This is a genomic window from Anoxybacillus sp. LAT27 (assembly GCF_022030075.1).
Lineage (GTDB): Bacteria > Bacillota > Bacilli > Bacillales > Anoxybacillaceae > Anoxybacillus > Anoxybacillus kestanbolensis.
Map to the genome: position 1 here is coordinate 36,856 of NZ_JAIWYK010000445.1, position 13,135 is coordinate 49,990.

The 13,135-nt window shown below is 42.9% G+C and carries 17 protein-coding genes; 1 reads left to right on the forward strand and 16 read right to left on the reverse strand.

Features of this window, described 5'->3' with window-relative positions; all coding sequences use genetic code 11:
- Window positions 1-251: 251 nt before the first annotated feature.
- Genes LD028_RS15810 through LD028_RS15830 form a run of 5 tightly spaced genes read right to left on the reverse strand, consistent with a single transcriptional unit; the run spans window position 252 to window position 4,004 of the window.
- Window positions 252-485 carry a YrhC family protein gene (locus tag LD028_RS15810; RefSeq protein ID WP_226373772.1) on the reverse strand — a complete coding sequence of 78 codons (234 nt, stop codon included), beginning with the start codon at window positions 483-485 and terminating at the stop codon, window positions 252-254.
- A 59-nt stretch (window positions 486-544) separates the two neighbouring features.
- The gene (locus tag LD028_RS15815) at window positions 545-1,678 is read right to left on the reverse strand and encodes a bifunctional cystathionine gamma-lyase/homocysteine desulfhydrase (protein ID WP_237812321.1); all 1,134 of its coding nucleotides are present in this window, start codon (window positions 1,676-1,678) and stop codon (window positions 545-547) included.
- 1 nt (window position 1,679) lies between these two features.
- A complete protein-coding gene (locus LD028_RS15820) occupies window positions 1,680-2,603 on the reverse strand; it encodes a PLP-dependent cysteine synthase family protein (protein ID WP_237812322.1) in 924 nt (307 codons plus the stop codon).
- A 45-nt stretch (window positions 2,604-2,648) separates the two neighbouring features.
- Window positions 2,649-3,347, reverse strand: a complete 699-nt coding sequence (gene mtnN, locus LD028_RS15825) for a 5'-methylthioadenosine/S-adenosylhomocysteine nucleosidase (protein ID WP_237812323.1) — start codon at window positions 3,345-3,347, stop codon at window positions 2,649-2,651.
- 18 nt (window positions 3,348-3,365) lie between these two features.
- Window positions 3,366-4,004, reverse strand: coding sequence for a class I SAM-dependent methyltransferase (locus LD028_RS15830; RefSeq protein ID WP_237812324.1), 639 nt, complete (start codon window positions 4,002-4,004; stop codon window positions 3,366-3,368).
- A gap of 136 nt (window positions 4,005-4,140) precedes the next feature.
- Between LD028_RS15830 and LD028_RS15835 the strand changes: the two genes are divergently transcribed.
- On the forward strand, window positions 4,141-4,344 hold the full coding sequence (locus LD028_RS15835; RefSeq protein WP_035018511.1) for a DUF2536 family protein: 204 nt from the start codon (window positions 4,141-4,143) through the stop codon (window positions 4,342-4,344).
- 4 nt (window positions 4,345-4,348) lie between these two features.
- Here the strand turns inward: LD028_RS15835 and LD028_RS15840 are convergent, their stop codons facing one another.
- The 11 genes from LD028_RS15840 to LD028_RS15890 all read right to left on the reverse strand — a co-directional run bounded on the left by LD028_RS15840 (window position 4,349) and on the right by LD028_RS15890 (window position 13,068).
- The gene (locus LD028_RS15840; protein WP_237812325.1) at window positions 4,349-4,945 is read right to left on the reverse strand and encodes a DUF1510 family protein; all 597 of its coding nucleotides are present in this window, start codon (window positions 4,943-4,945) and stop codon (window positions 4,349-4,351) included.
- Window positions 4,942-6,690 (reverse strand): peptidoglycan D,D-transpeptidase FtsI family protein, encoded by a 1,749-nt coding sequence (locus LD028_RS15845; RefSeq protein WP_237812326.1) that lies wholly within the window; start codon window positions 6,688-6,690, stop codon window positions 4,942-4,944. The genes LD028_RS15840 and LD028_RS15845 overlap by 4 nt, the downstream gene beginning before the upstream one ends.
- 47 nt (window positions 6,691-6,737) lie before the next feature.
- On the reverse strand, window positions 6,738-7,214 hold the full coding sequence (greA, locus tag LD028_RS15850; protein WP_035050159.1) for a transcription elongation factor GreA: 477 nt from the start codon (window positions 7,212-7,214) through the stop codon (window positions 6,738-6,740).
- Between the two features lie 93 nt (window positions 7,215-7,307).
- On the reverse strand, window positions 7,308-7,943 hold the full coding sequence (gene udk, locus LD028_RS15855; protein WP_006320548.1) for a uridine kinase: 636 nt from the start codon (window positions 7,941-7,943) through the stop codon (window positions 7,308-7,310).
- Window position 7,944: 1 nt separating this feature from the next.
- Window positions 7,945-9,198, reverse strand: a complete 1,254-nt coding sequence (locus LD028_RS15860) for a peptidase U32 family protein (protein WP_237812327.1) — start codon at window positions 9,196-9,198, stop codon at window positions 7,945-7,947.
- Between the two features lie 20 nt (window positions 9,199-9,218).
- Window positions 9,219-10,148 (reverse strand): peptidase U32 family protein, encoded by a 930-nt coding sequence (locus LD028_RS15865; protein WP_004889322.1) that lies wholly within the window; start codon window positions 10,146-10,148, stop codon window positions 9,219-9,221.
- A gap of 1 nt (window position 10,149) precedes the next feature.
- Window positions 10,150-10,797, reverse strand: a complete 648-nt coding sequence (locus LD028_RS15870) for an O-methyltransferase (RefSeq protein ID WP_237812328.1) — start codon at window positions 10,795-10,797, stop codon at window positions 10,150-10,152.
- A 109-nt stretch (window positions 10,798-10,906) separates the two neighbouring features.
- Window positions 10,907-11,989 carry an endolytic transglycosylase MltG gene (gene mltG / locus LD028_RS15875; protein ID WP_237812329.1) on the reverse strand — a complete coding sequence of 361 codons (1,083 nt, stop codon included), beginning with the start codon at window positions 11,987-11,989 and terminating at the stop codon, window positions 10,907-10,909.
- A gap of 86 nt (window positions 11,990-12,075) precedes the next feature.
- A complete protein-coding gene (locus LD028_RS15880; RefSeq protein WP_004889318.1) occupies window positions 12,076-12,369 on the reverse strand; it encodes a DUF1292 domain-containing protein in 294 nt (97 codons plus the stop codon).
- A gap of 5 nt (window positions 12,370-12,374) precedes the next feature.
- Window positions 12,375-12,797: a Holliday junction resolvase RuvX gene (gene ruvX / locus LD028_RS15885; protein ID WP_077429362.1), complete on the reverse strand. Its 423-nt coding sequence runs from the start codon at window positions 12,795-12,797 to the stop codon at window positions 12,375-12,377.
- 4 nt (window positions 12,798-12,801) lie between these two features.
- Complete coding sequence (locus LD028_RS15890) at window positions 12,802-13,068, reverse strand: IreB family regulatory phosphoprotein (protein ID WP_035020016.1); 267 nt, start codon at window positions 13,066-13,068, stop codon at window positions 12,802-12,804.
- Window positions 13,069-13,135: the final 67 nt, after the last annotated feature.

Genomic DNA, 13,135 nt, shown 5'->3' on the forward strand with positions numbered 1-13,135 from the left:
CGTCGATCCCCTGGGGTTTTTGCAAGATTGGGGGTCGACGACGGATGTGAATGTATTCACAAGTAGTTGTTGTATAAAAAACAGCCTCCGATTTGGAGACTGTTTTATGCTTCAGCGTTCACTTCCGCAATAATAACAAAACCGATGACAGCTGTAATGACTAAGCCTGTAATCATCCACATCATCATGCATTCCCCCTTTTGCCCATTTTCTTTTATTTTACACGTTTTTAGTTCGTTCGAAAATGGGGTTTACGCTTCTTCTTCTATTTTTCTTACGTATACATTTGAACGGTGAGAGAAAAAAATAGAGGCAAGCATGAGAATAAACACTGCTCCGAGCACAAGTGGACGCTTTGCTTCGTCGATGGCGCTCGGAATGAGCGTTCCGATATATAAAAACGCACTAAGCGCAAATAAAACGAGACTGTATGCTTTGTAGTCACGCGCTTTTCCTAACCAATGTTGCTTTTGTTCATCCAACATAACCGTCCCCCTTCCTCCTTTCAATGTATCATAGAAAAGAAAAAAGGGGGCGATGTAATTTATGCCAACGCTTGTGCTAAATCTTCAATTAAATCATCCGCATCTTCTAAGCCAACAGAAATGCGAATAAGTCCGTCCGTAATGCCGAGTTCAGCACGACGCTCTTTCGGAATGGAGGCGTGCGTCATTTTTGCAGGTAGGGAAATTAAACTTTCGACCGCCCCTAAACTTTCCGCTAGCGTAAAGTAGCGGACGCGCGTGAGCACTTGTTCTGCTTTTTCGGCGCTGCCAACGTCAAATGACACCATGCCGCCAAAGCCGCGCATTTGTTTTTTCGCTACGTCATGATTTGGGTGTGACGGAAGCCCAGGATAATACACGCGTGTAACAGCTGGATGATTCGTTAAAAATTCAACAATTTTGCGTGTATTTTCCTCATGTTCTTCCATGCGAATGCCAAGCGTCTTGATGCCACGCATTAATAACCATGAATCTTGCGGACCGAGAATGCCACCTGTCGAGTTTTGGATGAAGTGCAAGTCGGTCGCAAGTTGTTCGCTATTAACGACGACAAGCCCAGCAACGACGTCGCTATGACCGCCTAAATATTTTGTTGCGCTATGAATGACGATATCTGCACCGAGCGCAATTGGCGTTTGCCAATATGGTGTGCTAAACGTGTTATCGACGATCGTTAGTAGTCCATGGCGTTTCGCAATCGCTGCTGCCTCTTGGATGTCTGTAATTTTTAAAAGCGGATTCGTCGGTGTTTCAAGATAAATCGCTTTCGTATTTGGTTGAATATGCGCTTCAATATTCGCTAAATCGCTCGTATCGACAAATGTCGATGCAATGCCAAGACGGTTCAACACTTTCGTCATGACGCGGTATGTGCCACCGTATACATCGTCAGTTAAAATGACGTGATCGCCGCTGTTGAACAACATCATAACCGCTGTAATAGCTGCCATCCCAGAACTAAACGCAAAGCCAGCATATCCTTCTTCCACATCTTTAATAAGTTCCTCTAGTGCATGCCGCGTTGGATTGCCGGTACGTGAATATTCGTATCCTTTATGCACACCGACCGCTTCCTGTTTATACGTGCTCACTTGATAAATCGGAACCGAGACAGCCCCTGTATGCACATCCCCAGCAATGCCACCATGAATCAATTTCGTTTTTCTTCTCACGTTACATCCCGCCTTCGTAAATGTTTTTACTTAAATACCGTTCGCTACTATCTGGAAAAACAACGACGATGTTCGTTCCTTCTTTCGCCTGTTCTGCTTCGAGTAAAGCCGCATGAAACGCAGCACCAGATGAACTACCGACAAGCAATCCTTCTTTTTGCGCAAGCTCTTTAACACGACGAAACGCATCATCATCTAAAATCGTATGAATCGCATCAAAGTAGCTTGTATCCATATATGGCGGTAAAAATTCCATGCCGATCCCTTCGGTGCGATGCGGGCCTGGTTTTCCGCCGTTTAAAATGGATCCTTCTGGTTCAACGATGACCGTTTTAATTTGCGCATTTTTTTCTTTTAAAAATTGTGCCGTGCCCATAAACGTGCCGCCCGACCCAGCTCCCGCAACAAATACATCAATTTTTCCGTCTAACTGCTCCCAAATTTCTGGTCCGAGCGTTTTATAGTACGTACGTGGGTTCGCTGGATTTTCAAACTGTTGCGGGCAATAGGAGTTTGGAATTTCCGCAGCGAGCTCTTTCGCTTTGCGAATCGCTCCTTGCATTCCTTCGTGCGTTGGTGTATTGATGATCGTTGCGCCGAGTGCGCGCATGAGTTGTTGTTTTTCGATGCTAAATTTTTCTGGCACACAAAAAATGACGCGAATGTTTTTCCCGATCGCAGCAAGCGCAAGACCGATCCCTGTATTGCCTGCCGTCGGCTCGATAATCGTTCCACCTTCTTTTAACTTCCCTGTCGCTAGCGCGTCGTTTAACAATTCTTGGCCTAGGCGATCTTTGACGCTTCCCCCCGGGTTTAAATATTCGAGCTTCGCAAATAGGCGCACGCCTTTTGGAAGCGGAAATTGCGTAATTTCAACGATTGGCGTACGGCCGATTAATTCATGCACGTTTTTCGCTACTTTCATGTTGTGACCTCCCAAAAGATGAAAAGAAGGAGAGGATGCCTCTCCCTATTTATTTAATTCATTCACCATGAATTGCACAAGTTCAGATGAGTGAAGAGCTGCTTTTTGTAAAAATTGTTCAAACGATACGTTCGACTCTTTACCTGCGATGTCTGATAATGCGCGAATGACGACAAACGGGACGTTAAATTGATGACATACTTGCGCAATCGCAGCAGCTTCCATTTCAACTGCGTATAAGTCAGGGAATTGCGTGCGTACAAAATCGACGCGCGCTGGATCGTGCATAAATGAATCGCCTGTCGCGATTAATCCTTTTGCGACTTGAATGTCGCGAATGTGCGCTGCGCTCGTTTCGGCTGCTTGTATTAATCGTTCATCTGCGGCGTAGCGTGCTGGCATGCCTGGCACTTGACCATATGCGTAACCAAATGCGGTAACATCCACATCATGATGAACAACTTCCGTCGAAATGACGATGTCTCCAACGTTTAATGATGGCGTAAAACCGCCAGCCGAACCTGTATTAATAACGACATCTGGCGCAAAACGTTCAAGCAAAATCGTTGTTGACATCGCCGCATTGACTTTTCCGATGCCTGATTTTAATAAAACGACATTTGCCCCATCTAACGTGCCGCTATAAAAAGAACAATTCGCTATCGTCGTTTCCGTTCGATTAGCAATTTTTTCACGCAAAATCGCCACTTCTTCTTCCATCGCTCCAATGATTGCTATGTTCATCGTTTCAACCTCTTTCACTTATTGTTTGACAGCTTCCATCAACCAGACGAAACGATTCATTGGCGTAAATGTGACGGTAAAACCGTGCGTTGTAAACATATGCTCTAAGGCAGGAATTGTCGTGTAATATTCGCGCTGTAAGTCTTCCGCTAAATCGACAAATCCTTTTTGTTTCGCTTCTGCAATCATCGCCTCGTACGCTTCGCGGTTAATAAACGCTGTATCCGCAAACACTATTTTACCACCTTTACGAAGAAGTGTGCTATATTTGCCGATCGCTTCTTCTTTTTCTTGATCTGTTAAATGGTGAAAAGCATATGTGCTCACGATCGTATCGATCGGTTCATTTGGCAAAGGAAACTGTAAAAAGTCTCCGTCTTCAATCGTCACATGACCGAGTTTTTCTTTGGCGAGCTCACGCATCGGTGCAGACGGTTCAACGCCATATACGGTTTTATTCGCCTCAATTAGTTTTTTCGTTAAATTTCCTGTCCCAACCCCAAACTCTAACACGACGTTGCCGCTTTTTTCAACGACTGTATTTAAAATCGTCTCGTATCCGTCAAATACGTCGCGATATTGCTCATCGTGCCCGTATACTGACGAATCGTACGACTGTGCCCAATTCTCAAAGATGTCTAAAAACTCACGTCCCATGATGTCACACTCCATTAAATATAATAATTCCTATAAGTATAGTATGAATTAAATGTACTACTGTTCTCAATCTATCACATTTTTTTTAGATGTTCAATGGAAATATGTTAAACTACGTGTAGAGAGGAGGAAGACGATGATTACGTTTGATCTCATTCAAGATAAAGTAGAATTTTTCGAAGCGACAGACTTAGCGACGTTAGAGAAAAAAATTAACGACCAAATTGAACATAACAAAGCGATTATGCTTGAAGTACATCATGTTTCCTATCAAATGCAACTGCTCGAAAACGGGCAACGTCTTTATAGTGCCATGGTGCATTTTAAAGCAAAAAAATAGAGCGTCACGGACGGCGCTCTATTTCTTTTAATTGCTGTACTTTTGTTGGCTTCCATCCTTCATTTGTCACCCATTCGATAAACACTTTATAATGTTCTGTTTTATCTTTTTTGGAAACAGTAGCAACAGCGTGATTCGGGCTGCCGCCATTTCCGATAAACCAAACGATCAGATCAGAAGATGAAATGCCTGTCGCATAGCTAATCGCATCAATCATTTCTTTCCAATCAACAGAGTTTTTCTCGTATGTTGTCACGTGTGGCTCTGATTGTGTTGTGCCGATCGGTTGCCATGACGGGTTCACAATTTCACGAATAACGTTTGAGTTTGGATCATCGACAACCGTTTCTTCAACGTTGTCGTTCGATTGTTGCTCATTTGTTTCTGTTTCCATTTCGGATGGTTGCTCATCGTTTGGCGGCTCATTTGTCTCTACTTCAACCGGTTGTGGCGAAGCATTCGTTTCTTTTGTCGGTCGGTCGTTGGCGAACAACCATTTCCATCCAAAAAATAAAATAAGCGCAAATACAATGGTAATTAACGTATTCAATATGCGGTTTACTTTTCTTTGTTTTGAACGTTTCGCAAAACGGCTGCTCACTCTTCATACCTTCCTTTCTGTTCCAACTCATATGTTGCGCGAACGATATCAGCAAAAATGGCATTCGTGACTGAGGCAGATGACGTTGTTTCTAATTGTACCACAACGAGTGCATATTTGGGACGGTCGGCTGGGAAATAACCCGCAAACCATTTATTTACGAGTTCTCCTTTCCCTGTTTCTGCTGTTCCTGATTTTCCTGCTACGGCATATGGCAATGATTGAAACGAACGCCCAGTCCCTTCCGGATGCGTCACAACGAGTTGTAATAGCTCTTGTAGTTTGTCGATCGTCTCTTTCTGCAATGAATCCATCGTTAACCGCTTCTCATCAAATGTGAAAAATGTCGTTCCGTTTTTATACATCATTTTTTTAGTGATGCGCACTTGTTTTGCCTCGCCGCCGCGAGCAATCGTTGCCATCATATTCGCCACCGCCAGCGGTGAAACGCGTACATCTTTTTGACCGATTGACGTTTGGGCAATAGCAAGCGGAATATGTTTATCCCGTGCATCTCCCCAAATGTTCCCTTTTTTCTCTTCACGAAGTGGGCGAAACGATTGAAAATGATATACATCTCCTTCCCAACCCACGCGCGGAAGCAAACCGAGCTTTCGAGCATATACATCAAACATATTTTCATCTATCGCAATGAGCTGTTTTCCTAGCTCTCCAAACGTTCGATTGCAACTAATCGCAAAGCTATCTTCAAACGAGCGCATCCCTTTCTTTTTCTCTTCTTGTTCACCGTTAATTTTACGATCACAGTTAAACGTCTGTCCGTGAACAAGCCCGTTTTCAAGCGCTGCGGCTGCAACGACAATTTTAAAAACAGATCCCGGCACTTGCGGAAGAAGCGCCTTATTTTCCATCGCTCCATCTTTGTACGGATCTCGTTCATCAATGGCGGGAGCGCTCGCTAACGCAACAACATCATTCGTTTGAACATCGAGCAAAACGACCGCCCCTTTTTCCATGCCATGTTGTGCAACGATTTGCTCAACACGTTGTTGCAGAGTCCGGTCAATCGTCGTTTGTACCGTAATCGGATAAAACGGATTCGCTTGCTCTGTATATTTCACATCCATACCGAACAGCGGTTCACCGCGCGCATCAACATGATACAATAGTTTCGTTTCCCCATCTGGAATGAGAAATTCATCAAAAGAACTTTGTAACCCAGATACACCAATTTTTGTTTGTGGTGATAATGTTTTATCCCCGTATCGTTCTTTCAGCAATTTTTCATTTTCTCCAAGTAAACCGATGACATGTTGCGCATATTTTTGTTTCAGGTCATACTGTTTATGCACAGCAATGACGCCTGGAATATGCAGTGCATTGATTCGTTCCATTTGCCACGGTTGTAGTTGAATCGGCTGTTGACCATCATGTAAAATGATCGGACCTTTCGCCTCTTCTAGCTGTCGTTTAATTGTTTCTTTTGACACGGAAACGAGCGCAGCAATTTGATCGATTGGCCAATCCATTTTCTTTAAGAATGGAAATAACACGAGCGTTGGAACGTATTCATATGTGAGCGGCTGGCCGTTTCGGTCAACGAATACGCCGCGTCCATCGTCGATCACGAGCTGTTCGGTGCGCTGAGCGACGCTCGCTTCAATTAAGTTTATCCCGTGAAACGACTCGGTGCTCACAAGTTGTAATTGAACGAGGCGACCGATTAAACTAAATATGGCTAGTTGAATCATTATTAATATGATGACCATTCGTTTTTTTACCATAAAAAACACCTCGTCTTCATTGTCGACGAGGTGATGTATTTTAAAACCTATTTGACTGCAACGATTTTGACAACCATGTCGCCGCCAGGTGTATGAACGGTTACTTCTTCACCAACGCGACGACCGATGAGCGATTTGGCAATTGGAGAGTCGTTTGAAATTTTCCCTTCGAACGGATCTGCTTCTGCACTACCGACGATCGTATACGATTCTTCCTCGCCATCCGGAAGTTCGACAAATGTGACTGTTCTTCCAAGCGATACGATGTCTGTGCTTTCTAAATCTTCTTCGATAATTTTCGCATTGCGAATCATATTTTCAAGCATTTGAATGCGTGACTCCACAAACGCTTGCTCATCTTTTGCCGCATCGTACTCCGAGTTTTCCGATAAATCCCCGAAGCTGCGCGCAATTTGAATGCGCTCAACAACTTCTTTTCGCTTGACTGTTTTTAAATATTCAAGTTCTTGCTCGAGTTTCTCCTTCCCAGCTTTCGTCATTGGGTATTCCTTTTCCATTGACATATCATTCACTCCTTTTTATTTATGTATGGAAAATGTACGAACGAGCAGTTCGTACAAAAGACAAAAAGTTTACATATTATCTATGCTATGGTATTACAAAATAGAATTTTGTTCAAGAATCGTTTGAATTTTTGTAACCATTAAATCGATAGCAACGTGATTATGACCGCCTTCTGGGATGATAATGTCGGCATACCGTTTCGTCGGTTCAATAAATTGATTGTGCATTGGACGCACGACGTTTACATATTGCTCGATGACTGATTCAAGCGTGCGTCCGCGTTCTTTAATGTCGCGCAATAGGCGACGAATGATGCGAATGTCAGCATCTGTATCAACGTACACTTTAATATCCATTAAGTTGCGCAATCGCTCGTCTTCTAATACAAGAATACCTTCTAAAATGATGACATCTTTCGGCTCGACGCGAATGACTTCATTTGAACGCGTATGAAGCGTGTAGTCGTATACAGGTTTATCAATCGGCTCATAATTCAACAATTTATGAATATGTTCAATAAGCAAATCATTGTCAAAAGCAAGCGGATGATCGTAATTTGTTTTTAATCGTTCTTCAAACGGTAAATGACTTTGATCTTTATAATAAAAATCTTGTTCAAGCATTAAAATGGAATGTCCTTGAAAATGTTCATAGATCGCTTTTGTAACGGTCGTTTTCCCCGAACCAGAGCCGCCTGCGACTCCGATGACAACCGGTTTCTTTCTCATGTTAGTGCCCCTTTCTCATCATGTTGTATGGGAAAACTTCTCGATCGACTTTAAAACGAACAATTTGGAGCGGATGACGAGCGGCATCGAGCTCGTTCCCTTCTTCATCCCAAATGGTTTCAATGACTTGTGTAAAGTTTTCAATTTCAGGCCCGAAAAATTCCACTTCATCGCCCGGCTTAAAGAAGTTGCGTTGTTGCAACGTCACGATGCCTGTTTCTTTGTCATAGTCAAGCACAAGTCCGACGAAATCGTACGTCGTTTTTTTGCTATGAACGCCAAACATTTGCTCTTTATAGCCTGGAACACCTTCAAAAAAGGCTGGCGCGGTGTCACGATTCGCACATTTATCAAGCTCATCTAGCCACTCTTTACGAATGACGAAATTGTCAGGGTCAGCGCAGTACGCATCAATGACTTTGCGATACACGCTAACGACGGTTGCGACATAGTGAATGGACTTCATGCGTCCTTCGATTTTTAAACTATCAATACCGAGCTCAATCATTTTTGGAATCGATTGAATTAAGTTTAAATCTTTCGGGCTCATCGCAAACGGGTCGTCATTTTCATCAAACAACGCCATCGCTTGATCCCCTTCAAGCTTGTACAAATCGTAATCCCAGCGACACGACTGACAACAGCCCCCACGGTTAGAATCGCGCGCAGTCATATGGTTGCTTAATACACAGCGACCAGAATAGGCAATACACATTGCACCGTGAATAAATGTTTCGATTTCAATATCGACTTTTTCTTTAATTTCGCGAATTTCTTCCGCGCTCGTTTCGCGTGCTAAAACAACACGCTCAAGCCCTTCTTCTTTCCAAAATTGCACCGCTTTCCAGTTTGTAAGCGACTGTTGGGTACTTAAATGCACTTCTAATTTCGGTGCTACGCGACGTGCGGTTTCAATAATGAGCGGATCAGCGACGATAATGCCATGCACACCAACACGCTCTAAACCGCGCAAATAATCTTCAAGCCCCGGAATGTTTTCATTGTGGGCGTAAATGTTTGTCGTCACGTAAATTTTCGCGCCATATTTTTTCGCAAATTGCACACCTTCCGCCATTTCTTCAAGCGTAAAGTTGTCGGCATTTGAGCGAAGACCGTACTCTTGTCCGCCGATAAAGACCGCGTCTGCTCCATAATGCACAGCCACTTTCAATTTTTCTAAGTTGCCAGCGGGCGCAAGCAACTCTGGTTTTTTCACAATGACGCGCTTGCCATTGATAATTTGTGATATGCTCATGAAGACTCCCTCCTTTTCGTTTAATATACCGTTTCTTTAAAGAAAAAGCCGGTGTCTAACGGGCGATGTGTCGGCTGAATCGCTTCAATGCGCGCAAGCAGTTCACCTTTTTCCTCTTCGTATTGCTCGCGATTTTCTGCACATAAATCAATGGCGCGGCGATATAATTTCGTTACTTCTGTAATATAATCTGGCTCATGAAGGACGCCGTCAATTTTAAAGCTATCGATTTTGGCGTCAATCATGTCTTCAAGTTCATCAATAATGCAAATATCATTAGGGCTCATAATGTGCGTACCGTTTTCATCTTCGAAAATCGGATATTTGTTGTCGCGTTCTTTGTCGTACAAAAAGAGCCCTTTTGCGTATTTCATTTGTTGAATTTCCATAAACTTGCCTTGATATTCGAAATAGTTGCCGATGAGGGAACGTTTCGATTGGAACATACATGTCATTCCATGTACTTGCACTTCAATTTCCACTTCCGCATGATTTTTAATATCAATGATTTCTTCCATATTCAACTCGCGGGCAAGAACAGCACGTTTTGCTCCTTTTCGTCCCCAATAGTTGCAAGCGTACCAGTTTGTTGCTGTCGTTTCTGTATTCCAATGAAGTTTCATATGCGGTGCTACTTCCCGTACTGTCATTAAGACAGCTGGGTCGCCAAACACGATCGCATCGACTTGTTGCTCTGCTAAAAAGCGGACATAGTCGCTCAGTTCATCAACTTTGTCATTATGAAAAAGTGCGTTCATTGCCACATATACACGTACATCGTTTTTTCGGGCGACTTGCATCGCATCGATCACATCTTGACGTGAAAACTCACCTGCTAAACGCAAGCCGTACCGTTGTTCACCAATGATGACGGCATTCGCTCCTGCTTGTGCGAGTTGTTCAATATGTGCCACGCTCGTTGGCGTAACAAGCAATTCTGGTTTTTTCATTCTATTCACCTCGTTTTCTCGATATCGCCATTCCGTCACCGATCGGAATGATGACTGTCTCATAGCGTGGATGCGCCATCAGCCATTCGTTATATGCTTGAATTTTTTTGATAAGCTGACGAATGCGTTTTTGTTCAATCGGTTCGTTTGTTGCTACAAGCCCTTTGAATAGTACGTTATCCGTTATAATAATTCCTCGCTCGCTTAATAGCGGCTCATACAACTCAAAAAAGCGGCGATATTGTCCTTTTGCCGCGTCAATAAACAATACATCAAACGGAGCATGTTTTTTTACTTCATCGCTTATATGAAGCGCATCGCCAAACAATAACGTCATTTGCGCTTTTGTATTCGTTTGTTCTGCATAAACGAGCGCTTGTTTATAGCGCTTTTCATCTCGTTCAATCGTAACAATGTGCGCATTTGGCAACGCTTTTGCCATGCGTATGGCGGAGTATCCAATCGCGGTGCCAATTTCTAAAATGCGCGTCGGTTCGATGAGTTTTAATATGTGCAACATCGTTTCGATGCCGAGCGCATCCATAATCGGCACATGATGTTCATGCGCATATTGTTCCATCGCTACGATCGCTTCTTCTTTTTTTGGTAGTAATCGTTCTAAATAATGAATCATTTCCTCATTTACCAACGAACTGTCCTCCTCGCAAAAACAAGAGTTCAAACGAATTGAACTCTTGTTTCATCACGATCCATAACTTTATATATACTACCATAAATCAAAACAAAAAGCGAACGTTTTATTGCTTTCCGATATATTTTGCCTTTTCACGATTATGTTCGTCAAGTGTTTTTGTAAAAATGACATCTCCCGCTGGCGTCGCTAAAAAGTAAAAATAGTCCGTCTCCGCTGGATGAAGCGCCGCGTGGATCGACATCTCGCCGGCATTTGCAATCGGTCCCGGTGGAAGCCCTGTATACATGTACGTATTATACGGGGAATTCACTTCTAAATCTTTATAATATACACGTTGTTTATGTTTTCCGAGCGCATATAAAACAGTTGGATCTGTTTGTAATGGCATACCTTTTTCTAATCGATTGTAAAACACGCTTGCGATTTTTTCGCGATCCGCTTTTTCCGTTGCTTCTTCTTCAATAAGTGACGCCATCGTTAGTAATTGATGGACGGTCAAGCCACGCGCTTCCATGTCTTCTGTATATTTTGCTAATACTTCTTCCGTTTTCGCAATCATGGTTTCAATCATTTCTTCAAGCGAAGGTTTTTCTTCTGTAAACGAATATGTCGCTGGGAATAAATATCCTTCTAATGCGTAACGAATGTTTTTATTGAAAATGTCGGACGTCAAAACAGAAGGATATTTTTCCACTAACTCCTCGATATATGAACGATTTGTCAATTTCGCCATAATCTCTTCGGTCGAATAGCCTGTTTTTTGTGAAATGATCGTCGCAATTTGTGTCAGTTGTTTTCCTTCTGGAATCGTTATTTTTAGCTTCGCTTCTTTCACGAGTTTTCCCGTTTTTAGCTGTTCAGCAATTTGTGCTAACGTCATCGCTTTTGTAAATGTGTAATTGCCTGCTTGGAAGTCAGCATGATTTTTAAATTTCACGTAGTAGCGAAAAATCGTCGCATTTTTGATGACGCCGTTTTTTTCTAACACATTTGCAATTGTATACACCGACGAACCGATCGGAATTTCAACATGAATCGGCGTTTTGTCGTTCGGATCAACAGGCTGCAAGGCAGAACGAATATATACAAATAAGCCAATGCATGCGGCAATTATCAACAATAACAAAGGTGCTGTAATGTATAGGACAATTTTTCGCACCGTCTTCGCTTCATGTTCTTGTAACATACGTCATCCTCCCCTCACTTTTCACATTATACTACAAACACCGACACGACATAAATAAAAAAAGAAGCTGACGCATAGTCAGCCTCTTATTCTTCATCTTCTTCCTCTTCACCGAGAAATGTGTTTAGCATTTCTTCGATCATATCCCATTCTTCTTCTGTTTCGATCGGCTGCAATTCTCCTGCCTGCCCATCTTCTCCTGGGATAAAAGAAGATGCGTGAATTTCAATTTCTTCGTTGTCATCTTCTTCTGCACCGATTGGGTAGTACAAGACGTAAGATTTCCCGAACTCTTCAGATTCAAATGTAAATAGTACTTCGCAAAGTTGTTCGTTGCCGTCTTCGTCAACGACTGTAATGTGTTTTTCACCGTGTTCCATCATGTTCACCTCAATTGTTTATGGTCCAAATAAGATTGTAAAATCATCACCGCAGCCATTTTGTCGATCACTTTTTTGCGTTTTTTTCGACTAACGTCCGCAGCGATTAACATTCGTTCTGCCGCCATGGTGGACAGTCTTTCATCCCACAAGACGACAGGAAGTGAAAACGTTTGTTTCACTTGTTCGGCAAAGCGTTGTGTCGCCTCGCCGCGCGGTCCAATTGTACCATTCATATTTTTCGGAAACCCGATCACAATTTCTTCGACCGCATATTTTTCAATTAATTGGCGCAAACGGTCAAAGCCGTATTCACCGTTTTCTTCATCGATACGAATCGTCTCGATGCCTTGAGCCGTCCATCCTAACTCGTCGCTTACGGCAACGCCGAGCGTTTTCGTTCCAAAGTCTAATCCTAAAATGCGCATGTGTCTATTCCTCACGATGTGTTCGTAAATAGAATTTCACTAATTCTTCAATTAATTCGTCGCGATCGACTTTGCGAATCATGTTTCTGGCATCTTTATGACGAGGGATGTAAGCTGGATCACCAGACAACAAGTAGCCGACAATTTGGTTAATTGGGTTATACCCTTTTTCCTGTAATGCGTCGTATACGGCAAGCAATACTTCCCGAACATCGACGTCCATCGGTTCTTCCGAGAAGTTAAATTGCATTGTGTTATCAAACGAACTCACCGTTTTTTTGCACCCCACTCTCACGTTCCACGAAATCTGGCATATCCATCCTTACATCCATTGTACA

Excerpts from the sequence above, each read along its gene's own strand:
- LD028_RS15810 (WP_226373772.1), bottom strand. The coding sequence starts at position 485 with ATGTTGGATGAACAAAAGCAACATTGGTTAGGAAAAGCGCGTGACTAC.
- LD028_RS15820 (WP_237812322.1), bottom strand. The coding sequence starts at position 2,603 with ATGAAAGTAGCGAAAAACGTGCATGAATTAATCGGCCGTACGCCAATC.
- mtnN (WP_237812323.1), bottom strand. The coding sequence starts at position 3,347 with ATGAACATAGCAATCATTGGAGCGATGGAAGAAGAAGTGGCGATTTTG.
- LD028_RS15830 (WP_237812324.1), bottom strand. The coding sequence starts at position 4,004 with ATGGGACGTGAGTTTTTAGACATCTTTGAGAATTGGGCACAGTCGTAC.
- LD028_RS15835 (WP_035018511.1), top strand. The coding sequence starts at position 4,141 with ATGATTACGTTTGATCTCATTCAAGATAAAGTAGAATTTTTCGAAGCG.
- LD028_RS15845 (WP_237812326.1), bottom strand. The coding sequence starts at position 6,690 with ATGGTAAAAAAACGAATGGTCATCATATTAATAATGATTCAACTAGCC.
- greA (WP_035050159.1), bottom strand. The coding sequence starts at position 7,214 with ATGTCAATGGAAAAGGAATACCCAATGACGAAAGCTGGGAAGGAGAAA.
- udk (WP_006320548.1), bottom strand. The coding sequence starts at position 7,943 with ATGAGAAAGAAACCGGTTGTCATCGGAGTCGCAGGCGGCTCTGGTTCG.
- LD028_RS15860 (WP_237812327.1), bottom strand. The coding sequence starts at position 9,198 with ATGAGCATATCACAAATTATCAATGGCAAGCGCGTCATTGTGAAAAAA.
- LD028_RS15865 (WP_004889322.1), bottom strand. The coding sequence starts at position 10,148 with ATGAAAAAACCAGAATTGCTTGTTACGCCAACGAGCGTGGCACATATT.
- mltG (WP_237812329.1), bottom strand. The coding sequence starts at position 11,989 with ATGTTACAAGAACATGAAGCGAAGACGGTGCGAAAAATTGTCCTATAC.
- LD028_RS15880 (WP_004889318.1), bottom strand. The coding sequence starts at position 12,369 with ATGGAACACGGTGAAAAACACATTACAGTCGTTGACGAAGACGGCAAC.
- ruvX (WP_077429362.1), bottom strand. The coding sequence starts at position 12,797 with ATGCGCATTTTAGGATTAGACTTTGGAACGAAAACGCTCGGCGTTGCC.